The 22003-nt window shown below is 46.9% G+C and carries 17 protein-coding genes; 6 read left to right on the forward strand and 11 right to left on the reverse strand.

The window, feature by feature from the left end; translation table 11 throughout:
• Positions 1-279 precede the first annotated feature (279 nt).
• Positions 280-1641, forward strand: a complete 1362-nt coding sequence (locus GZ78_RS05140; protein ID WP_201772649.1) for a Fic family protein — start codon at positions 280-282, stop codon at positions 1639-1641.
• 52 nt (positions 1642-1693) lie between these two features.
• Here GZ78_RS05140 and GZ78_RS05145 read toward each other — a convergent pair whose 3' ends face one another.
• Positions 1694-3082, reverse strand: a complete 1389-nt coding sequence (locus GZ78_RS05145; protein ID WP_051785832.1) for a BamA/TamA family outer membrane protein — start codon at positions 3080-3082, stop codon at positions 1694-1696.
• Positions 3083-3311: 229 nt separating this feature from the next.
• On the opposite strand from GZ78_RS05145, the gene GZ78_RS28120 reads away from it, so the two are divergent.
• Positions 3312-3659, forward strand: coding sequence for a four helix bundle protein (locus GZ78_RS28120; RefSeq protein ID WP_081869719.1), 348 nt, complete (start codon positions 3312-3314; stop codon positions 3657-3659).
• Positions 3660-3808: 149 nt separating this feature from the next.
• Positions 3809-5497, forward strand: a complete 1689-nt coding sequence (locus GZ78_RS05155; protein ID WP_034833285.1) for a SufS family cysteine desulfurase — start codon at positions 3809-3811, stop codon at positions 5495-5497.
• 41 nt (positions 5498-5538) lie between these two features.
• Here GZ78_RS05155 and GZ78_RS05160 read toward each other — a convergent pair whose 3' ends face one another.
• Entirely contained in the window at positions 5539-6465 is a 927-nt protein-coding gene (locus GZ78_RS05160; RefSeq protein ID WP_201772650.1) for a bile acid:sodium symporter family protein, read from the reverse strand.
• Positions 6466-6574: 109 nt separating this feature from the next.
• Positions 6575-7399, reverse strand: coding sequence for a tRNA cyclic N6-threonylcarbamoyladenosine(37) synthase TcdA (gene tcdA / locus GZ78_RS05165; RefSeq protein ID WP_034833287.1), 825 nt, complete (start codon positions 7397-7399; stop codon positions 6575-6577).
• 234 nt (positions 7400-7633) lie between these two features.
• Between tcdA and glk the strand changes: the two genes are divergently transcribed.
• The gene (gene glk, locus GZ78_RS05170; RefSeq protein ID WP_051785833.1) at positions 7634-8608 is read left to right on the forward strand and encodes a glucokinase; all 975 of its coding nucleotides are present in this window, start codon (positions 7634-7636) and stop codon (positions 8606-8608) included.
• A gap of 179 nt (positions 8609-8787) precedes the next feature.
• Here glk and GZ78_RS05175 read toward each other — a convergent pair whose 3' ends face one another.
• On the reverse strand, positions 8788-10218 hold the full coding sequence (locus GZ78_RS05175) for a maltoporin (protein WP_034833289.1): 1431 nt from the start codon (positions 10216-10218) through the stop codon (positions 8788-8790).
• Between the two features lie 397 nt (positions 10219-10615).
• On the opposite strand from GZ78_RS05175, the gene GZ78_RS05180 reads away from it, so the two are divergent.
• Positions 10616-11776 carry a MalM family protein gene (locus GZ78_RS05180; protein ID WP_236631478.1) on the forward strand — a complete coding sequence of 387 codons (1161 nt, stop codon included), beginning with the start codon at positions 10616-10618 and terminating at the stop codon, positions 11774-11776.
• 182 nt (positions 11777-11958) lie between these two features.
• Here the strand turns inward: GZ78_RS05180 and malQ are convergent, their stop codons facing one another.
• From malQ to GZ78_RS28125, 6 genes are all read right to left on the reverse strand, one after another.
• Positions 11959-14151 (reverse strand): 4-alpha-glucanotransferase, encoded by a 2193-nt coding sequence (gene malQ, locus GZ78_RS05185; RefSeq protein ID WP_051785834.1) that lies wholly within the window; start codon positions 14149-14151, stop codon positions 11959-11961.
• An 11-nt stretch (positions 14152-14162) separates the two neighbouring features.
• Positions 14163-15299 carry a sn-glycerol-3-phosphate ABC transporter ATP-binding protein UgpC gene (gene ugpC, locus GZ78_RS05190; RefSeq protein WP_034833291.1) on the reverse strand — a complete coding sequence of 379 codons (1137 nt, stop codon included), beginning with the start codon at positions 15297-15299 and terminating at the stop codon, positions 14163-14165.
• Between the two features lie 78 nt (positions 15300-15377).
• Positions 15378-16265 carry a maltose ABC transporter permease MalG gene (gene malG / locus GZ78_RS05195; protein WP_034833293.1) on the reverse strand — a complete coding sequence of 296 codons (888 nt, stop codon included), beginning with the start codon at positions 16263-16265 and terminating at the stop codon, positions 15378-15380.
• A gap of 6 nt (positions 16266-16271) precedes the next feature.
• Positions 16272-17822, reverse strand: a complete 1551-nt coding sequence (malF, locus tag GZ78_RS05200) for a maltose ABC transporter permease MalF (protein ID WP_034833295.1) — start codon at positions 17820-17822, stop codon at positions 16272-16274.
• A 232-nt stretch (positions 17823-18054) separates the two neighbouring features.
• Complete coding sequence (gene malE / locus GZ78_RS05205) at positions 18055-19278, reverse strand: maltose/maltodextrin ABC transporter substrate-binding protein MalE (protein WP_034833296.1); 1224 nt, start codon at positions 19276-19278, stop codon at positions 18055-18057.
• A gap of 791 nt (positions 19279-20069) precedes the next feature.
• The gene (locus GZ78_RS28125; protein ID WP_081869677.1) at positions 20070-20267 is read right to left on the reverse strand and encodes a transposase; all 198 of its coding nucleotides are present in this window, start codon (positions 20265-20267) and stop codon (positions 20070-20072) included.
• Between the two features lie 214 nt (positions 20268-20481).
• Between GZ78_RS28125 and cfa the strand changes: the two genes are divergently transcribed.
• A complete protein-coding gene (gene cfa / locus GZ78_RS05210; RefSeq protein WP_051785923.1) occupies positions 20482-21675 on the forward strand; it encodes a cyclopropane fatty acyl phospholipid synthase in 1194 nt (397 codons plus the stop codon).
• 6 nt (positions 21676-21681) lie between these two features.
• Here the strand turns inward: cfa and GZ78_RS28130 are convergent, their stop codons facing one another.
• Complete coding sequence (locus GZ78_RS28130) at positions 21682-21963, reverse strand: hypothetical protein (RefSeq protein WP_201772651.1); 282 nt, start codon at positions 21961-21963, stop codon at positions 21682-21684.
• Positions 21964-22003 lie beyond the last annotated feature (40 nt).

Here is a 22003-nt window from a genome sequence, read left to right on the forward strand (position 1 = left end):
GCCAACAGACCCCCGCGCGATGATGTTAATCACCACGACTAGTAGCATAATAATGTTGCTGAGGGGGGTAAGTTTCATGACTGACAAATACACATTGGGTTGATCAATGAATTTTTAGATATAACACACGAAGGCAATATGTGCCAGAATTTCTTTTCAGATCGTTTGAGGGTATCTAATAAAAATAGCCAGGCAATTATTCTCAAAATGCGTATAAATTGAGTAGATTGCTTTTGGAATGCTATTATCTTTCTCAATAATGGTTATTCTTGAGAGGTTGTGGTGTATAAAAAGCCACCGTTAATTGATTATGATAAGACTGCTATTGAGCAGTTAAAGGAAGTAAACCCTTCAGGTGGTGCGATTCTGGACTATCTCGACTTTATGGGGGCTACTGATTCAAAAGGCAGATACTTACCTTTCAATGATTTTCGGTTCCGAGTTAGCAAGGGTATTGATACTGACCTAGCCTGGCGTTTCACTAAGGAGGCTAGGAACAAAACCTCTTTATGTATGTTTAAAGTTGGAGAGGGTGAGTTTTGCTTCTACAACTATACGCCTGCTATCTACAGAGCGATGTCCATGGTTGACCGGCATACTACTACATCTCATATAAAGTATTTGATTAGAGAGTTGGGAGAATCGGAGGGTATCGGCTATCTCTTAGAGGATTTAATTGAAGATGAAGCAATTAGCAGTAGTCAGCTGGAAGGTGCTGCTACTACAACAAAGGTAGCTAAGGCTATGCTGGCTACTGAAAGAAAGCCCAGAACAGCGGATGAAAAAATGATTCTGGGTAATTTTAGAATGATGAATTTTGCTTGGGAAAATCGATTAAAGTCCCTCACCCCTGATTTGATCAAAGAGATGCACAAAATAGGTGTTGAAGGTATTGATGATGAAGAATATACACCAGGGACCTTCCGTCACACTGATGACATATTTGTGGTGGGCGCAGAGGGTGAGGTAGTGCATAAGCCCCCATCCGCAGAAAAACTTGAAGAAAGGTTGTCTGACCTGTGTCGTTGGGTTAATGCTGACCATGAATCTGAAGAAATACATATTCATCCACTATTAAAGGCTATCGCAATCCATTTTGCTATAGGTTATGAACATCCATTTAGAGATGGGAATGGCAGGGTTGCCAGGTCTCTGTTTTATTGGTTTATGTTTAAGAATAGTTTTGAGGGTTTTAGGTATATTTCAATTAGTGTGTTACTCAAAGCTGCAGCAGTTCAATATGGTATGTCTTACGTCCATACAGAATCAGATGAGATGGATTTAACTTATTTTATTGAGTATCAAGTTAAAGTTGTTGTTAGAGCCATAAATAATTTTATGGATAGGTATAAGGCTGCAATGACTGAAGAAAAGGACTTCATGGTCTGGCTCGTCAGGAGTGGTAGCTATGCGAAGATGACAACCAGGCAAAGAATGGTTTATTTCTCATCGAGCCACAAGCAAGCTGGTTTGTTGACAGCGAAGTCGACTTCGAAGTTGTTGAATATATCTCAAAATACTGCATTAAAAGAGCTTAATGGACTATGCCATATGGGTTTGCTAGACAAGTTTAAAGAGGGAAATAAGTGGATTTTCCGAGTTAAGAGTAGAAAAGATATTCTTGATGGTCCTGCAGATTAAGTTGGTTTTTTATAAATATCTTCAGAGGGGCTATTGCCCCTCAATGCTCTTCTTAGAACGGCTGGTTGATAAAGATACGCAGCTGGTTGTCTTCTTTACTGCTGGCGATCTCAGTTCTTACGGTGACACCTTCCACTTTGAAACGGATACCACCACCCACGCTGTATTTCATATCGCTGTGGAGTTCTTTCAGGTCGAAATCGTCAGCCACTCTGCCGGCATCGATGAACAGAGTCCATTGCCACCAGGGAATATCGTAAAGGGGGCCGATAACAGGCAGGTCTTCAAGGGGTTGCCAATGTGGGATTGCCCTGAATTCCAGACTGTAAGAAACAGCAGACCGGCCATAAAAACGGTCGGTATTGTATCCTCTCAGCTTGTCCCACCCTCCCAGCGAAACGCCAGCAAAGGAAGGGGGGCGCTTGTACTCTTCTACACCATTGACACGGGTCGTGTCGTTCCAGGTGGGGGTGTCAGCAATCCAGGCATTGAATGCGATAACCTGTTGATCGAGGTATTCATTGCTGCCGAGATTGATGAATTTACTGAACTCAAACTCCCAGGTAGCCCAGTCAGCCCGGTCTTCACTGCCCCAGTCTTTGGTGTAGGTGAAAGTGGTATGACTGCCTCGAGTAGGAAGCTGGCTGGAGTTACGGTTATCGTAATCCAGAATAAACTTGATGCCTGCTGCCTTGTCTGCAGAATCTGGTGAAAAGTCCTCAAGCTCCTGGCTTTCATAGAACGGCTGAACTTCGAAAGAGCTGACACCAGATGTCAACGGATTCCAAACGTTACCTGCCGAAGAATGACCCAATGCATCCTGTTTCAAGCTGACAAGCGCCCCGTTTCGCCCATCAGCAATAGGCAGAATATATTTAAAACGGGCTGCGTAGCGTTGTTCAACACTGCTGGTCGTTATGAAGTTATCCTTGCTGGAGTCATTACTGCCAGACTGTTCATTCCCGAAATTGGGATTACCTGGCAAGTAGTAGCTGGATTGGGTGTAATCGCCATAGAGAGCATTGACGCTCACGAGCATCTGATCCAATCCGGGAAGAATGATGTTATGAAGGCCGGTATATACCAGAGCAGAACCGTTACTGGAGGCAATAACCGTTCCGAACAGTGAGGCCTGTGGCTGTCCAATACCCTTGATGATTCCGGCACCACCAAAAGCAGTGCCCCAGTCTTCAGAGCTGAACAGAAAGGGCACGCCAGCAACATCATGTTTTTCAGCTGGGCTTTTCTTAGCTGAAGGCTCTTTCTTAGCTGAAGGCTCTTTCTTAGCTGAAGGCTCTTTCTTAGCTGAAGGCTCTTTGTTGGCTGAAGGCTCTTTGTTGGCTGATGGTTCATCAGCCAGAACATTTTGAAGTCCACAAGCCAGGAGCATGAACGCTGCAGCGCGCTTTATTTTTTGTCCGTTATGGGCATTTTTGAGCATTATGTGTGTTCAGCAGGATTTATGTTAACGCGCTATTTTCTATTGGGTTCCAACGTTCTGGTATAAGAGGTTATTCCTATTGACCTGCTGAACTTTTTCTAAGTCGGTTGGTTTAGGTGGTGGGTCTAGCCATTTTGAAAGCTTGAATGCTGGAAGGCATTAAAGCTTGAAGGCTGAAAGATGAACTCTTGGGCTGAGATGAGGTCTGAATGTCTTTTGGGGGATGTTTATGAATTTCGAGAATTTGATCGTTTGGAAAAAGTCAGCTCGTCTTAGCGTTGCACTTTATAAATACTTTCGAAATTTACGTGATTATGGTTTTAAAGACCAGGTTACCCGGTCTGGCTTATCGATACCGAGCAATATAGCTGAAGGTTTGTCTATGAATAGTACTGGCCAAAAGCGACATTTTCTTTCAATAGCCAAGGGGTCATGCGCAGAATTAAGGACCCAAATCTATATAGGTATCAAGATAGGCTACATCAGCAAAGACCATGGAAATGTCTGGTTAAATGAAACCAGGCTGATAGCTGCAATGCTTACCGGCTTAATAAAAACACTGGACAACCCGCTATAGCGGGATAATCTTTCCAGCCTTCCAGCCTTCCAGCCTTCCAGCCTTCCAGCCTTCCAGCCTTCCAGCCTTCCAGCCTTCCAGCCCGTCAAAATTCTTTAACTCCAGTGGGTTCTCAGTACAATGCCTGAATCGGATCAGGATAGGCTCTCATGAACCTGAAAAAGCAGTTCCCCATTCTGGAACAACATGCCCATGGCCACCCGCTGGTGTATCTGGACAATGCAGCTACGACACAAAAGCCTTTACCGGTTATAGAAGCCATTGATCGTTTTTACCGGGAAGCCAATGCTAACGTACACCGTGCGTCACATTACCTCAGTGCCCGTTCTACTCATGCATTTGAAGAAGCCAGAGAAGAAGTAAGGCATTTTCTGAATGCCGCTGGCTCTGATGAAATTATCTGGACTCGTGGAGCCACAGAAGCCCTGAATCTGGTAGCTCAAAGCTGGGGAAGAAGTCAGTTGCAGCCGGGAGACGAAATTCTACTATCGGCTATGGAGCATCATGCCAATATTGTGCCCTGGCAGCTGGTAGCGGAACAAACCGGGGCCTTGATCAAAGTGATTAACGTTACAGAGCAGGGGGAGCTTGATCTCAACAGCTTTCGTGAGCTACTGACCGATAAAACCCGGATTCTTGCAATTGCTCATGTGTCTAATGCTATAGGGACTGTAAACCCTGTTGAAACTCTGGCCTTTGAGGCTAAGGCCAAAGGTGCAGTGGTATTGCTCGATGGTGCACAGGCTGTATCTCATGCGTCTATTGACGTACAAAAGCTGAATTGTGATTTCTATGTTTTTTCCGGGCATAAAGTATTTGGCCCCACCGGTATAGGGGTTTTATACGGGAAAAAAGCACTGTTGGAAGCTATGCCTCCCTGGCAGGCCGGAGGAGAAATGATTCGGGAGGTTAGTTTCAAAGGTACCACGTTTAATGAACTTCCTTTCAAATTTGAAGCCGGTACCCCCAATGTTTCAGGCGTGATTGGGCTCAGGGAAGCGGTTCGATTTGTGAGAGCGCTGGATATGAAACAGGTGGTCGAACATGAAAACAGGTTGAGAGTGAGAGCGGAAGAAGGCCTGAAAAATCTGCCTGGAGTGACTCTGGTAGGTGAGGCCAGACACAAGGTATCTGTCGTTTCGTTTGTGGTGGAAGGTATCCATAATCAGGATATTGGTCTTTTGCTGGATCAGCAGGGTATTGCCGTAAGAACCGGGCACCATTGCACTATGCCTTTAATGGAGCATTTGGGTTTGTCTGGAACTGTCAGAGCTTCTTTTTCTGTCTACAACACTCTGGAAGATGTCGATGTATTCTTGGCGGCTCTTTCCCGAATTCTGAAAGGAGAACTGGGTGCTTCACAAGCGGGGGAAGAAGCGAAAGGGCATTCTGTGTTCTTCAATCAACTGGAAGGTGAACACGCTTCTGGGTTTTCTCAAGACCAGATCTTCCAAAAGATCACTTCTTCTCGAAGCTGGCAGGATAAATACCGACACATCATGCTATTAGGGAAAAAGTTACCTTCATTACCTGAAGTGATGAGGACGGAAGAGTCTCGGCTGCATGGCTGTGAAAGTACGGTCTGGTTGCATCATTTTTATGATGAGCAGACCATGAAACTGTATTTTGCTGTTGATTCAGATGCGCGTGTCATCAGGGGACTGATTGCATTGGTGCTCTCTGTCTTTAATGGTCGGACAGCACAAGACATAAGTCGTTTTGATATAGATGACTGGTTTACCAAACTGGATCTCTATAACCATCTGAGCCCATCACGGGGTAATGGACTCAGGGCTATCATTGAAGAGATCCGGTCTCTTGCTCACAGGTTTGAGTAAATAGGCGTTTGCTGCTCTTCCCTGACTTTATACTCATAAACTTAAGGCTTACAGACCTCAGAATCCTTTCGAGCCCACCAGGTGGCGAGGGCTGAACCAGTCATGTTGTGCCAGATACTGAAGAACGTCGCAGGTAAAGCCGCTGCAGGTGTAAAGAACTGGGTGGCCAGTACCACGGCCAGGCCGGAATTCTGCATACCCACTTCTATGGCTACGGTCTTGCACGTTTTACGGCCAAAGCCCAGCAGATGAGCGGCCAGATAACCCAGACTCAGCCCAGCGCCATTGTGCAATGCCACAGCCAGAACAGTAATCAATCCAATTTCTGGCAGATCCTGAGCATTGGAGGCAACGACAACAGCAATCACCAGAATGATGGTCGCCATAGAGCAGAGCGGAAATACCGGGTTCAGCTGCTGCACGAATCGATGGCAGAAGTGATTGGTCAACACTCCCAGTGCTACTGGAAAAACAACAATTTTTGCCAGACCCCACATCATTGCCAAAGGGTCCACTTCAATATACTGGTGGGCCAGAAGGCTGATTAACAAAGGGGTAGCAAAAGCGCCAATTAAAGTGGATACAGCGGTCATTGAAATAGATAACGCAACATCGCCTTTGGCCAGGTAACACAGTACATTTGAGGCTGTTCCGCCAGCAACACTGCCTGCCAGAATCATTCCTACTGTCAGGTCGACGGGCAGGTTAAGAAGTTGTGCAATCAATAATCCGGCAAAAGGCATGATGCCAAATTGAACTACTACTCCGATTGATAATGCAGGCAGACGATTTTTGATACTAGCGAAATCGTTAAGAGATAACGTCAGACCCATAAACAGCATGATCAAACTGAGCCCGGGCGCAATAAGGTAGCCAAGGTGATTGAATCCGTCAGGAAAAGAATAAGCGAGGGCTGAAAAGATAACAGCCCACAAAGGAAACAGTCGTGTAATCGTGTTTAACAGCATAAAAGATTATTTTTCAGTTTCTTTGTTATTGAAAGTTCTTCAGTGCTCTGAACATTTATAGAATCTATCTTGTTCAGAGCCGTTTAAAAGTCGTTCCGTTTTCCAGTGATCATGCTTTCTTTTCGGTGAGCTTTTTAATAATGCGAGAAACCGCCACAAATCCAAACGTTGCAGTGACCACTGTTGCTGCACCAAAGCCACTGGCACAATCCATTTTGGTGGTGCTCAGGTCAGAGGGTTTTTGCTGACACACCGTACCATCCGGTTGAGGGTATACGGCTTGCTCTGAAGAGAATACACAGTCCACCCCAAACTTTCGTTTACTGTTTTTAGTAAAACCATGGAAATCTCTCAGGTGGCTTTTGACTTTTCTTGCCAAAGGGTCATGCCAGGTTTTGGTGAGATCGGTAATCTGAATCTGGGTCGGGTCCATCTGACCACCTGCTCCCCCTGTAGTAATGATGGGAATCTTGTTCCTTTTACAGTGATTGATCAGGGCTGCCTTGACCCTGAAACTGTCGATAGCATCCAGTACATAATCAAAGTCCTGAGTGATCAGTTCTGACAGGTTATCCACCGTTATAAAGTCTTCAATAACATGACACTGGCACTCAGGGTTAATAGAGAGGACTCGGCTGGTCATGACCTCACATTTGGACTGGCCAATGGTTTCTGTTGTGGCATGAAGCTGACGATTGATGTTGGTGACACAGACATCATCCAGGTCGATCAGGGTAATGGTGCCCACACCGGTTCTGGCCAAAGCTTCTGCTGCCCAGGAGCCGACCCCCCCGATGCCTATAACGCAAACATGAGATTGTCGCAGTTTGTCTACGGCATCGCTTCCATAGAGGCGGCGGCTCCCTCCAAAACGGTCCTCAAAACCTTTAGTGGATAACGAGCCATTGGGAACGTTTTCTGAAGCAACTGTCATAGAAGGGGTCCAAACGCTTTATTAGGATAAACTTTCTCTGCCGAAGCGAAGAAAGGTTCTTTCAATCGCTCATTTCAGGTCACGATTCTGGGCGCGGGATTATAATACTGACATCCGCACTTGTCATGAAGCCAATAGGAGGCTGACCGAGAATAGATAGCTCGATCGACTGAACTTTTCGCTCGAGTGCTATTCGAAGTCAGGCTACCGGGTTTTCTCTTAACTTGGGTGTATATGATGACTACAGCGTTGCGATCTCTGGTGGGTGATATTGGTGGTACCAATGCCCGGTTTGCCCTGGTGAACCCTCACAGCCTGGTGCTGGAGGGTATTCAGAGAATGTCCAGTATTGATTATCCCGACCTTGAAGAGGCTGTCAGAGCCTATCTGAAAAATCAGGGGGTTGAGACGATCGCCAGAGCCTGTCTGGCCGTGGCTGGTCCGGTTCTGGATGGAAAGGTTCGTTTTACAAACAGTCATTGGCAGATTGATCAACAGCGGTTCAGGCAAGATTTTGACCTTGAAGTGATGGAATTGATTAATGACTTTGCTGCTCAGGCATTAGCGGTGCCACATCTCCCTCCAGATGAATTAATGACGATAGGTCCAGAGCTGGAGGTGGACCCGGATGCGGTCAAACTGGTCATAGGCCCAGGTACAGGCTTGGGCGTCTGTGGACTGATTGAAACCCCTCTGGGCTGGAAAGCTCTGCCTGGGGAAGGAGGGAATGCAGATTTTGCTCCCGCTTCAGAAAGAGACATCAGTGTCTGGCGATTTATTCGTAAAGAAGTTGGGGGCTTACTCGGCGTAGAGAGAATCCTCTCGGGTTCGGGTCTTGAGTTGCTCTATGAAGCGCACTCCAGTCTCGATGGCCGGTTGGATAGACTGCAGGCAGCAGACATTACCGGACAGGCTCTGGAGGCGCATGATTCTTTGGCCTATGAGGTGCTGGATCACTTTTTTGAGATATTGGGTAATACCGCAGGGAATGCGGCGTTGATTATGGGAGCAAGGGGAGGTGTCTATATTGCCGGAGGTATCATTCCTCGAGTGAGCAAGCTGGTGGCTAAAGGTACATTCAGGAAAGCGTTTGAACGAAGAGACAAGATGAAAAGCTACATGTCCGGGATACCTACTTCGTTGATACTGTCAGAGCATCCGGGCTTGACCGGTGCCGCCGCTTATTTAAATTGTTCAGGGAGTTATTGAGTTGGTTAAGAAGGTTAAAACATATCCCCAAAGGCTGTGGATAAGTCTGGTATTAACCTTGGGGTGGTTGCTCATACTTCAGTAAAATGACAATTCAGCAAAGGTTGGTTGAATTTTGATCAATAAAAAGGGGCCGTTAAAAATGGCCCCTTTGTACACGACATATCAACGGTAATGGTTTACCACCAGGCTTCAAACTGGACACCGTATGTCCAGCCACTGGTGTCCTTGCCAAAGGTGTCAGCATACTTTTTTCCGGTATCATTGAAGCTGCTGCCATCTTCACTAAAGGGCTTATCGACTATACCTGCAACACTGCAAGCATCTTTACTGCCGCTTGGGCAATCTCCAAGTTTGTCCCATGTGGCGTAGGTTGCAAAAACTCGTATGACCGGTCTGACCAAGGCTCCAAACTTGGGATGGAACTGTTGGGCTATTGTGAATTTGTACAGCTGACTGTCGTAGCCTTTGGACGAGCCGTTTAACTCTTTTACATAGGAGGCGTTTTCGACTTTATCCCAACCCAGCTCAATGGCAGTACTGGTTAGTTCGGTCCATTTCCAGATGGGACGAACACCGGCGGTGACCCAGGTGCGGTTGTCGGGTGTTGTAGTGAGCATTGTTCCTTCCGCATCTTCATAGAATGAACTGTCAAAATCAACCTTGGTCCAGGCGACCAGATAGAGCATATCCAGCCGATCAGTTAATGAGACCTTCCCATGGTTTCCAACGCGCATCATTTTATTGCCCTTATACAGATTTGAGCTGGTTGTATATCGGCCAGACAGTCCAATACCCGGTCCGGCCATGGAGTCGGTAGCATATTGTACAAAAGTCTTGTTGTAGCCGTTCATGAATTCAGCCAATGTCAGTTCAGCCGTAAGCATATAACCGTCTTTATCGGTATAGTCCTTGAACTCAGCCTTGTCTGGTGGGTTGCCCTTGCCGAATTCAAACCCCAGCTCCAGAGTCAGGTTTTCCATCAGGGGAATGCCGCTCCAGCGCAGGTCTGCTACATCCGTAGCGACATTGGCGGATTTTAGCTTGTTATTTTCGACATAAGTCATGTTGGCCTCATGTCTGAGCCAGGCAACATGCAGTTTCCCCATACCCAGATCGATGTTCTCAATACCGGCACCAGGGCCGGATATATCCCAGTAGTACCAGTCAGTCATATGGACATCATGACGCTGGTAGAAACGTTTGCCAGCCCACAGTGTTGCACCGGGTAACGCTGGAAAGACTCCCGTTGCCTGAACATTGAACTCCGTGAGGAAAATATTGATCGATTCATAGCTCTCTATCTGGTCTGAGCTATAGGCGACATTGGTATCCAGATAAAAGCTGACATCATTTTCTTCATAGAGCATTGAACCCAGTTTCAGCTCCGCATAGGTTTCGCACTCATTACCCAGCCTGTACTTGACAGGTGCCTGAGCTGCTTTGAAGCATAGCTGATCGCCCCCTTTGGCTGTGCGCCCAACTCCTGAGCGTCCATAGCCATGAAAATCAATATTTTCTACTGCCATTGCAACGGACGACAATGATGTTGCAGAAATCAAAAAAATGTTGCGGCATAGCATTGACAGGCTGATAGGTTGCTGAATCATTGTGATCTACCTTGTGTGGTAAACGTCGTATAAACCAGAAGCTACGGTTGGCAGGTAACATTCCGGCGAAGTGGGTGAACGATTTGGCACGCTTGTATTTTGATGTTCCCTTTGGATGCTTCCCTTATGTGCTTCGGTATACCCGTACAAAAATCTAGACCAGAGATTAATAATCAGCAAAAAAACTATGAGTAAATCGACTTATGAAACGCGGGATTTTTGATCTCAGAATGTATTTTCAGACTATGTTGTCTTACAGGCGTTGGAATACGTGAGCTATAGCGTTTGTTACGTTAAGTGATGCATTGCTGCATTTTTTCTCTTGTTGGTGAATAAAGGTGTAATTTCTATGAATAGGTGGGAGAAGGTCTGGAGGTTCCAAAGGTTGTATAAAGCAATGACCGTTTTGGTCCCTCTCAAAAGAATGTCTGCTCTTACAACACTTTTCACTACGGGGAAAGCAGGCAGGTCAGGAGCAAGACGTTGCTACAAGCGTTTATGGATGTTAGCACCTTTCGTATTTTTGACAGGTTGTTCCTATCTGGACATTCACGATACGTTTCAGGAAGAAACACCTGAGCAGGTGGAAAGTGAGGGGAAACTTTATGATTCAATTAAGGGTATAAAGTGCCAGTCACTGAAGTTTCCTGAAGGGAAGAGCAGAGCCAGAGTGGTAGTGAACGAATTCACGTCACGCTTGAAACAACCCTCAGGGGAAACACCGTTTCTGGCTTTTAAATTACCAGAGACCGGTGTACATAAAGTCATCATAGATAGCTATGTCATTAAAGAGGGCGATCAGGAAGCGCTTTTTTATCCAGAGATTGTTCTGTTAGACAAAAAGGGTTCCATTGTTGGCCGCGTTCCGAAAAGTCAGGTCAAATACAGAAAGCCAGGGTTTACGACACCGGAAGGTATTGAAGCACAGTTTGTTGTGGACAATCGTATTCCTTCAGCGGAGCGTGCCACTTGTATGCTGATCTATACCACCGATGCATTAAGGCAGGGCAAGACCACCCTGATCAATGAGCAAGTGGCGTTTGCCAAAGCAAGAGGAGTGGTCCCCCCTCCGGTACCTGACCCGGTTGCTTTACATGGTATTCAGGGGCACTTGGGCATAACGATGAAAAGCTCAGGTGCTTTCACTTCGGAAGTGGTGCCTTTACCTGTTGCTACTTCGATGACCGCTCTGACAGCGGACTTACCGCCTGCAGTCGAGGACAGTTTTTCCAAAGAAGTTAAACAGCACTATGTTGATGCCGTGAATAAAAGTTTGAAGTCTGGAAGTATTTCTCATGCTCTGGATGCAAGATCTGAATTAAGGAATATTGTCAGAGCAACAGAGGGCTACTTTGTCAGTCAATATGGCAAGTCGGCTGAACAATTAAGTGCACCTAAAGCACCGGATAACAAAGCCGGTTATGCAGGAAAGGTGTTGTATCACTATCAGATGCAGATAGCTGACCATTTGAAGTCAGGGCAGGGCGCTGCTGCCTTGCAAACTGTGGATCAAGTCAAGAGCATTCAGGAAGAGGTGGATCAGCTGTTTAACAAGTAGTCATGAAAGGCTGGAGCAGTTTCCAGACATGCACTCCCATGGCTCTTGGTGGGAGTGCATGCTTCGCATATCATTGGATTCTGAGCTCTATCAGAGCATATAGGTTCCCAAGCAGGAGTATGGGAACCAGAGTTTTTTGATTGGCCTAGTGGCTGAACCTTTTTGAGGTAACGGCTGCTATGTTATGAGCGATGTCTCCTGATCACGCCTACATTTTTGAAGAAAGATTGGTTGGCTTGATTTGAAAATATAGTCTCCACCGTATCGGTCAACTTCCTGCGCCAGTTTGGGTACTCGTCGCTGGTGCCTGGAATATTCACCGGGGACTCTATCTGTAAAACCTCTTCCAGTTGAATCACCGTAATCTTCGACGCAGTTCTGGCGAGGTAATAGTGGGCTTTTTCCATTAATTCTCTTGAATAACCCAGTGTTGATAAGTCATCCGGATCCATGCCTTCTGGGAACTCGTGGATACTCGACAGTGTTTTCAGTAAAGCCAGCTTTTGCTGATGTCTTTCCTCTTTTTCCTGTTGCGCCCGGTTGTGATCGTAAATGCCCAGTTGGAGGCGCAAGTCCAGGTCTATGCAATTCCACCAGGCTTTAAGTGGAGGGATATCGTGGTTGCTGATGCAGGTGAGTGCCATCGGCTTGTAATCCTGAGGCTGGGTAAAATGATCACCCAGACATTCAAACAGTACCACTTCATTGGAATAAAAGAGGGCAGGTGGCAACGATGCTTCTATTTCGGGGGGAATCGTTCCGAGATCTTCACCGAAGACTAAACACTGACGACGGTGGCTTTCCAGTTTAATAATGCCAAGAAAGTCGTCCAGAGGATAATAAACATAAGCCCCATAGTCTGCGGTCTTTCCTTTAGGGCACCACCAGAGCCTTAATAAACCCATGACATGATCGATCCTTAATGCACCGCAGTGGCTCATGTTCGCCTGGACCATTTCAATAAAAGGCTGGTATTGCTGTTCTCTGAGTACTTGAGGGTTAAAGGGAGGCAGCCCCCAGTTTTGTCCTTGAGGAGCAACACCATCGGGTGGTGCACCTACACCTGCGTCCAGGCAGTATAACTTGCGATTGCTCCAGACGTCTGAACTGCCACTGTCGACACCTACGGCCAGATCTCGGTAGATCCCTACCAGCATACCGGCTTCAATGGCCGCTTCCTGAGCTTTGGTTAACTGATCTTCAGCAAGCCATTGCAGATACATGTAGTACTGGATACGTTTCTGATTATGACGAGCAAACTCTTTGACTGCATTGGATTCTGGATCCTTAAACGGTGACTCCCAGCAGGGCCATCCCCAATTATTAATATCCAGGCTTTTGTAATGCTCATAAATAGTTTCGTAGAGTGCATGCCGCTCCAGAGCATTTCCACGATTTCTGCAGAAATTGAGAAAGGTTTTGCCGCGAGTGCTTTCACTCATCAGGTGCTGATGATAGAAGTGATCGAACAGCGTATTTAGAAAACCAAACTTCAGCCATGCCACCAGGCTGTAGTCGACATATTCCTCATCTCTTGCCTGATGCAGTTGCCGCTTGAATTCTGGTTCTTCAAAGCGCTTCTGTGCTTCTTCGCATTCACTAAAGTCCGGGACGGCGGTGACATCAATGTACAATGGATTAATAAACGTCCGGCTTGAGGGACTGTAAGGACTGGAGTGAAGAGGGTTTGCGGGGTAAAGGGCATGAATAGGATTCAGTCCAATAATGTCGGCGCCTTGTTCTGCAAGCTCAGTGGCTAACTGGCGGAGGCTTGAGAAGTCCCCCATGCCCCAGTCATGATTTGTTCTGAGGGTATACAGTTGAATGGCACTGCCCCAGATCTTGTTACTACTTCCAAGCTGTTCAGGCTCGTAGCAGGTTTCAGGCGCAATAATAATCAGTGAGCGCCCTTCCGTCTTGTCACTTTTAAGGGAGAGTTGATGGTAGCCAAGAGGTAGGTCATCGGGCAATTTGAACATCAGATGATGATAAGTGCTTCCTTCAAACGTTCGGCTGGCCTCCACGGTCATTGCTCCGGTATCCAGGGTCAGTAAGTGCTGACTTCCGGTTTCAAGCGTAATTTCTCCTTTGAACAAATGACCGAGTTGCTGATCTTCAAGGTGCAGACTGACCAGGCAAGCTTGTCCCTGTGTGTAAACGAATACAGGGTGCAGTAATTGTTGCCATCGTTGCTGCTCGCTGTCTTGAATCGCCTGTTTAATGGTATCGTCAGATTCAACATTCAGCCCCATGGCTTCAAGAATCGGCAACTTGTATTCAGTCGGAACGCTGACAGGCTGGCCTGACCAGTCACTGTATTCACCTGAGACGCCGCAGTGCCCGGCCAGCTGCTCAATCAGATTGGAATCAGACATAACGGGTTCTCTTATAAGTCGTAGGCGGGAGCCTGGGTACGATGAAAAGCTTTGCCTTCAGCATTGAACAGGTGACAAAACCGGGTCGGGAGCTCAATTTTCATTTTGCTGCTGGCTTCCCGCTTTCGTGAGTCTTCCACCCGGACAATAAAATTCTCTCGAATGGTGTCGTGACTCATGTAGATGTATGACTCAGCACCCAGTCGCTCGATTGTTTCAACCTTGCCTTCTACTGCATTGCCGTTGTCGGTTTCTGCAAGGGCATCTTCAGGGCGAATGCCCAGTACGACCCGGTCTCCTTGGTTGGCAGCCTGGCTATCAACGTTAGCCTTGAGAACTTCTCCAGTGGTCAACTTAACCTGTGTTTCGTTGCTATCGGTTTGTTCAATAAACCCATCAAAGAAATTCATTTTTGGTGAGCCAATAAAACCGGCAACGAACAGGTTGGCAGGGTGATGATAGAGTTCCAGAGGCTTGCCTACTTGCTCCAGGTTACTTTCAGCATCAGGGGCCAGAGGGCTGAGAACGACAATATGATCTGCCAGAGTCATAGCCTCTACCTGATCATGAGTGACGTAGATAGAAGTGGTTTGTAGACTGTTATGAAGCCTGGCTATTTCCTGACGCATCTGAACCCTGAGGGCTACGTCCAGATTGGACAAGGGTTCGTCAAACAGAAACACTCTTGGCTGTTGTACAATAGAGCGCCCAATAGCCACCCTTTGTCGTTGACCACCGGACATGGCTTTGGGCTTTCTCTCCAGTAAAGCTTCGAGCTGAAGAATGCGGGCAGCTTCTTCTACCCGGCTGTTGATCAGTGACTTGTCTGCCTTGGCCAGTTTCAGGCCAAAAGCCATGTTTTCAGCAACGGACATATGCGGGTATAGAGCATAAGATTGAAAGACCATTCCGACCCGACGCTCGTTGGGCGGCCAATCGTTTATTTTCTCTCCGGCAATGTACATATCGCCTTCAGTGATATCTTCCAGACCACACACCATACGAAGCAGAGTTGATTTACCGCAGCCGGAAGGCCCAATAAAAGCAATAAAATCACCTTCTGCAATGTTCAGGTTGATGTTCTTCAGAGTCCAGGTTTTTCCCTGGTCGTAGCTTTTGGAAACATTAACCAGCTTAACTTCAGCCATAGAGTTTTCCGTTTTTCATTCGCTATTTTGCGAGCAATACAGCCCAGGGTGGGTTAACAGCTATACATCATTGAGCAACTACCCTTTCACTCCGCCTGATGTCAGGCCACCAACAATCCAACGTTGGCACAGCAGGAAAATAAGAGAAATCGGGAGGCCAGACAGTACAGCGGCTGCGGCAAAATCTCCCCAAAGGTAGTTCTGGGGATTCAGATACTGTCTGGAGCCCACAGCCAGTGTCAGGTTATCCATGCTTTGTAAAAGCACTGAAGCCACAGGATACTCGGCAATGCTGGAAATGAAGGCCAGGATAAACACCACTGCCAGAATCGGTGTAGAAAGGGGAAGTAATACAAAGCGAAAGGCCTGCCAGGGCGTGGCACCATCAATCGCAGCGGCTTCTTCAAGGGATTGATCAATGGTTTCAAAGTACCCTTTGATCAACCAGATATGCAGGGCAAGTCCACCGAGATAGGCAACAGTGACCGACCCCAGGCTGTCTAATCCCAACCAGGGAACATAGCCGCCTATTTGATCAAACAGGGAGTAAATGGCTACCAGTGCCAGCACGGCTGGGAACATTTGCAGAATCATCATGGCGGTCAGCATGGATTCCTTGAAGCGAAATCTCAGCCTGGCAAATGCATAGGCCCCAGTTGTTGAGAGCAGTAAGATCAATACTGTGGAAATAAAGGCTACCTTGATGGAGTTCCATAACCATAAAAGAACCGGAAAAGGAGGTTGGGTAAAGGAACCATCGGCGTTTTCCCAGGGAATACCAAACGCCAGATACCAGTGTTCCAGACTGGGATTGCTGGGAATCAAGTCACCGGTGGCGAAATTCCCAGAACGAAAAGACACCGAAATGATCATCAGAAAAGGGAATATAATCAGGCAAAGGAACAGGATCATGAAGATTCTGGCCATCCATACCCGGTATCTCAGGTTTCTAGATTGTACCATCATAGTCGTTTACTCCAGTACCCGTTTGGTCGCTTTCAAGTTCACCCAGGCTATGACGCCCACCATAATGAATATAAAGGTCGCAATGGCAGAAGCCAGTCCGTAATCCTGGCCATACTGACCAAATGCGATCCGGAAGGTATAGCTCACCAGTATGTCCGTTGCACCTGCCGGTGTAGTGGCTCCAATAATGTTGGGTGCGCCGTCAGTCAGGAGGGCAATCAGTACAAGGTTATTGAAGTTAAAGGCAAAACTGGCGATCAACAGTGGCGTTAAAGGTTTGATGATCATGGGCAGGGTGATGCTCAAGAAGTTCTGCACAGGAGACGCACCATCTATGGCTGAGGCCTCGTACAGATCATCAGGAATTGATTTCAGCAAACCAATACTGAGAATCATCATGTAGGGATAGCCCAGCCAGGTATTGACGAGCACCACCATGGTTTTTGCCAGAAACTCATTGCTGAACCATTCGGGCTGTGCACCAAAGAGCAGGTTAAGCAGCATGTTGATTTCGCCGAAGTTCTGGTTAAACAGACCTCTGAAAATCAAAATAGAGATGAAGGCGGGTACTGCGTAGGGAAGTATCAACAGCAAGCGGTAAGCACCGTTGCCTTTCAAGGGTTCCCATTGAACCAGACAGGCCATCAGTAAGCCGATAACCAACGTAAAAAATACCGAGAGTCCTGCAAATATAAGAGTCCAGGTAAAAATTTGTAAAAAAGGCCCCTGAATGCCGGGGTCTTTTAGTACTCGAACGAAGTTGCTCCAGCCGTTATAAATGACAAATCCCGGCCCCATCTGCTTGCCTGCTGAGATCGGCTGACCTTCAGACACTTCTATATAGAAACCCGTAGCATAATCTGGTTTTAGCAGGTGACCGCTTCTGACATCTTCCAGCGTATCATGACCGATATCCCGATAAAGTTTCGACATGGGCCCAAATTTTCTCAGGCTGGTCAAAGACAGTTCGCTGTTATCAGGCAGCTGTACAATCAGCTTTTTCAGAGTTTGTCGCAGCTTGATCGTGTCCCTGAATGGAAGTTCCTTGCCATCCGGAAGATCCGGTGAAAAGTCAGCTTTCAAAGGGGCAGGAATCGATAATTCGTTAAAAGGGGAACTGATCAGATGCTTGTTAGTTTCCTTGTTACTGATAAACAGTAACCGGTAGTCATCACCTTGCTGATACACCTTGAAGTTGTAGGACTCACCTTCGGTTTTGTAGGTTTTATTCAGGTGGTGTTTTTTGACTCGCTCCAGAGGTAACAGATGACTGGAACTGTAATTCGTAAAGGCGACATTGACCGTGTAGATGAGAGGGAAAACGATAAAAATGGAAACGCCCAGGAGCGCAGGGAAGACATAACGATAATTGTAACCCTTGTTACTGATGAAGACCCAGGTGCCTGTGCAGACGATCAAAAGAATGGTTAGGGCAAAGGCTATTTCTTCCTGGGCGTACATCAAGGTCACGCCATAGAGCAATATCAGGTCAATCAGGCCAACTAATCCCCATGCCAGCCAGGTCATCGGGCTTTGGACTTTCTGAACAGCCTCCATAAATGTGCCTCCCGGGCAGGTGTTGTTCACGTTTACGGATGCAGAGAGCTGGGCTCAATCGTCATCGTTGGTGGCTTTTATGCTGGGTTCTGTCGAAAGGCTGACAACGACAGGTCTCTTTTTTTAGTCCTGCCGGGATCAGCCATTGCAATCATTAAGTGGGCACGAAACCTTCTATTGAAATAGAGTCGACGGCATGCCCTGTCGGGTTGTGTTTTCAACGCTAAATAGCCTAGTTTACAATCCGCCTGGCTGCGTCATTAAGCGCGCTCTTGTAATCTTGTCTTCCCGATGTGATGTTCAGCAGTGCTGATTCCATTGCTGACCAGAACTTACCCATTTCCGGTACATTAGGCATCAGCAGACCGTTGATAGCATTGTCATAGGTGGCCTTGATACGAGGATCTTTTTCCAGTTCTTTCATGTAGGCCTTGTTAGCCACAGCACCCAGGGGAACGTCACCGTTCATGGTACGCAGACCGTTTTCAGTCAACAGGTAGTTTTCAAGAAACTCCTGGGATAGAGACTTATTTGGACTGGCGCTGTTGAGGGTTGCGCCCCATACACCCACAAAGGCTTTGGATTGCTGACCATTGATGCTGGGGAGTGGTGCAACACCGTAGTTTAATTTTTTGCCGTTAATCTTGCCTTTGTCGAGATTAGACCAGGCCCAGGGACCTGTTATCATCATGGCAGACTTGCCGTTATTAAAACTGGATTCCATGACTCCGTAGTCTACCCCTCTGGGCAGAACGCCTTTATCTATCAGTTCTGTCAGCATTTTCCCGCCTGCCATGGCACCTGCATCATTGACGCCGGTATCCTTGACGTCGTAGCCGGTGGGCGTTTTCTTGAAAACATAGCCACCGTCAGCTGCCAGCATGGGCATGGTGAAGTAGGGTTGGATCTGGTCCCACATAATAGTGGTCACTTTTCCTTCCTTGCGTTCGGCCAGCTTGTCTTTGAGCGGAAACATCTCTTCAAAGGAGCTGGGAGGGGCAGGCAGAATATCTTTGTTATAGATCAAGCTGATGGCTTCCATGGAAATGGGGTAACCATAGGTCTTGCCATTGACCGTCATGGCTTCCCAGCCCAGATTATCAACCTTGCTTTTGAAGTCGGGGGTTGGGTTAACCGGTGAAATCAGCCCGCTTTTTACCCATTCACCGTAACGGTCATGCGCCCAGAAAAGAATGTCGGGACCACTGCCTGACGCAGCCGCTTGCTGAAAGCGGTCGGTCAGGTTTTCCGGAATTTCGACCTTGACCTTGATCCCTGTGTCATCCTGAAATTCCTTGGCCACTTCCCGGATACCGTTGTAGGCCTTGTCACCGCCTACCCAGATCACCAGTTCATCATCCTGAAAGGCAAAGACTTGAAGCGGACTGCAGGCGGCCAGAATGATAGCCGCAGCAACTACGGCTTTGCCAAGTGTTGTACCCAGTAATTTGATCATCAGTCAACGGCTCCCGATCAATTTGGCTGTTCAGGTAAAAGCGTTGGGAATAATCCTCATGCGCTTTCTGAAGGACAGGTTTCATTCGCAACCGGACATAAGACTCTTCCGTTTAGTCTCCTGATGATTCCCTTACCTGTGTTTAATGAGCGGTCATGAATGAAGTTTTAGTGTTTACAGACAACAAGGGTTATGACTGCCTGTCTAAAAGAGAAACTTTAGTCTGCTTTTAGCCAAGCAGAAACGAAAAAACTTATTCAATAATAGCGGCAGAATGGGAGGTCATAATGATGTGAGCAACAATTTTTATCAAGAGTGTGCTTTTCTCATAATGTTCTAAAAAATCAGGTTTATATGATAGTTAAATAAATCACTGAATAAACGACGATTGAAAATCAATGAAGAAAATGAAATAAGGTGTTTTTATTCTGAATTCAAATATTATCAAGGCCCCAACTATTATTGTAATGAGTCGGTTGGAGCCGCTTTAAATGTGATTTTTAGAAAAAATCGTCATCGCGAGACAGGTGCCCAGCTCTGTCGATGATAGTCAGAGCTGCCCGAGTATCATCTCGTTTCATTATCGAAACCAGCTGATATTCGAAGTGGTTGTTCAATAAGGCAGTGAGAGAAGCATTATCAAGCTTTGCAGGTGGTCGTGTAATTGACGAGCATTTTCCCTCAAAGCCAGTGCGGTTTTAATATCGTTTTGCTCTATGGCGGTTTTCACCAACTTCATATAAGTGTCAGAAACCGATTGTGTTTCTGGGGAGATGCCGGGCTGAGACTTCTCAGGGATTACAAAGGTCTTCAATAGCGATAACGCTGAAGTTTGTCGTCAGATAATCACTGACCTCATGCAGAATGGCCAGACGTTGGTTGCTGATGCGATAGTGAAGTTTGGCAACCGCTTGCTTGGCTTTCGCACGACGGTTGCTGCCTTTCGTTTTGCGGCTCAATGCTCGCTGTTTGCGAGCCAGACGTTTCAGGGAGTGTTGCTTTCTACTGTCTCATCCCGCTATGGCTGAGGTTTAAGGCCATTCAGCGTGTTGAATAGTGCTGATTTTATAATTCTACCTAGGTCCCTTGAGAATTGATGGTTTGTCATCGATGTAAACGATTACAGTCATAAAGACTTGCCGGGGATCAAATTTGCTGCTTTTTTTCATAGAGCCCTTTACCGGTAATTCCGAGGTTAACACTATGCCTGTGGACATCGGCACTTCATCCTCAGATGACACTCTTGAAAACAATCTTTCCCAGCCCGAACATCGTATGGGCATTATTGAGGCCTGGCTGCAAAAGGCAGACATCCGGCTAAACGGAGACAGGCCATGGGATATACGAGTACATAATCCGAAGCTGGTATCGAGAGTCAGGCGAGAGCGCTCCCTGGGTCTGGGTGAAAGTTATATGGAGAATTGGTGGGATTGCCTGGCGCTGGATGAACTGTTTTTTCGATTATTGCTCAAAGAGCAGAATCATGAGTCGATCACTGCCGGTCAGCACATCATGAACTGGATAGTGAGTCATGTCCTCAACCAGCAATCCAGAACCAGGGCCTTTCAGGTCGGAAAACAGCATTATGATACGGGCAATGAGCTGTTTGAGCGGATACTGGACCCTCATATGCAATACAGTTGTGCCTATTGGAAAGGCGCTGAAAATCTGGCGCAGGCTCAGGAAAATAAACTGGACCTGATTTGTCGCAAGTTGCAGTTTGAGCCTGGTCAAACATTACTCGACATTGGTTGTGGCTGGGGGGGGCTGGCACGATACGCCGCAAAAAATTACGGTGTTGAGGTAACAGGGCTAACTATCTCAAAAGAGCAACAGCAGCTGGCGCAGGAGCGATGTGCAGGTTTGCCCGTCACCATTCTGCTTCAGGATTATCGATCCTTAATAGGTAAGTTTGACCGTATGGTTTCGGTAGGCATGTTTGAGCATGTTGGTTTGAAAAATTATCGGACTTATATGAAACAGGCTCACAGGTTGTTAAACAGGAACGGACTGTTTTTACTGCACACCATTGGTACGAATATTACCAGCTGTGACACGGACCCCTGGATTCAGAAATACATATTTCCTAACGGGAAAATCCCTTCACAGACACAAATTACCCACGCAATGGAAGGTTTCTGGGTGATGGAGGACTGGCAAAATCTGGGGCCTGATTATGATAAGACCCTTATGGTCTGGCACGAAAACTTTGTACAGAAATGGCCTGAGTTATTGAAGAATTACCCAGAGAAACAGTATGACGAAACCTTTTATCGTATGTGGAACTATTATCTTTTGCAGTGTGCCGGGGCATTTCGTGCCAGAGCATTGCAGCTCTGGCAATTGGTATTGAGGCCTCGGGGAATAGCAGTGGATCGTTACGATGCTCCTCGGTAAACGAGATTAGAAGATCGCCTGGTAAAGGAAACCCGCGCCTACAGTCATGGACAGAATGACGACCAGGAAGGCAATGATCATTTTGTTCTTGAACAATGATTTCAGCAAGATCACTTCCGTAAGACTGGCGCCAGCGCTACCAATGATCAAGGCCGTCACTGCACCCAGCCCCATACCTTTGGCGGCCAGAGCCGAGCTGGGAGGAATGAAGGCCTTCTTGGTTTGGATAGCGATATTGTGGATAGTAACGTTGCTTTCAGTGTTGACCAGGCAAATGATTATGAGCAAACCGAACCAGCTTTCCGGGAGTTTAATATTCAGGGGAAAG

Source organism: Endozoicomonas numazuensis (assembly GCF_000722635.1).
Taxonomy (GTDB): Bacteria; Pseudomonadota; Gammaproteobacteria; order Pseudomonadales; family Endozoicomonadaceae; genus Endozoicomonas_A; species Endozoicomonas_A numazuensis.

What these genes read in the sequence shown, in the direction of transcription:
- GZ78_RS05180 (WP_236631478.1), top strand. Translation starts at nt 10,616, where the DNA reads ATGACCGTTTTGGTCCCTCTCAAAAGAATGTCTGCTCTTACAACACTT.
- GZ78_RS05175 (WP_034833289.1), bottom strand. Translation starts at nt 10,218, where the DNA reads ATGATTCAGCAACCTATCAGCCTGTCAATGCTATGCCGCAACATTTTT.
- GZ78_RS05145 (WP_051785832.1), bottom strand. Translation starts at nt 3,082, where the DNA reads ATGCTCAAAAATGCCCATAACGGACAAAAAATAAAGCGCGCTGCAGCG.
- malQ (WP_051785834.1), bottom strand. Translation starts at nt 14,151, where the DNA reads ATGTCTGATTCCAATCTGATTGAGCAGCTGGCCGGGCACTGCGGCGTC.
- ugpC (WP_034833291.1), bottom strand. Translation starts at nt 15,299, where the DNA reads ATGGCTGAAGTTAAGCTGGTTAATGTTTCCAAAAGCTACGACCAGGGA.
- malE (WP_034833296.1), bottom strand. Translation starts at nt 19,278, where the DNA reads ATGATCAAATTACTGGGTACAACACTTGGCAAAGCCGTAGTTGCTGCG.
- glk (WP_051785833.1), top strand. Translation starts at nt 7,634, where the DNA reads ATGATGACTACAGCGTTGCGATCTCTGGTGGGTGATATTGGTGGTACC.
- malG (WP_034833293.1), bottom strand. Translation starts at nt 16,265, where the DNA reads ATGATGGTACAATCTAGAAACCTGAGATACCGGGTATGGATGGCCAGA.
- GZ78_RS28120 (WP_081869719.1), top strand. Translation starts at nt 3,312, where the DNA reads ATGAATTTCGAGAATTTGATCGTTTGGAAAAAGTCAGCTCGTCTTAGC.
- malF (WP_034833295.1), bottom strand. Translation starts at nt 17,822, where the DNA reads ATGGAGGCTGTTCAGAAAGTCCAAAGCCCGATGACCTGGCTGGCATGG.
- GZ78_RS05155 (WP_034833285.1), top strand. Translation starts at nt 3,809, where the DNA reads ATGAACCTGAAAAAGCAGTTCCCCATTCTGGAACAACATGCCCATGGC.
- GZ78_RS05160 (WP_201772650.1), bottom strand. Translation starts at nt 6,465, where the DNA reads ATGCTGTTAAACACGATTACACGACTGTTTCCTTTGTGGGCTGTTATC.
- cfa (WP_051785923.1), top strand. Translation starts at nt 20,482, where the DNA reads ATGCCTGTGGACATCGGCACTTCATCCTCAGATGACACTCTTGAAAAC.
- tcdA (WP_034833287.1), bottom strand. Translation starts at nt 7,399, where the DNA reads ATGACAGTTGCTTCAGAAAACGTTCCCAATGGCTCGTTATCCACTAAA.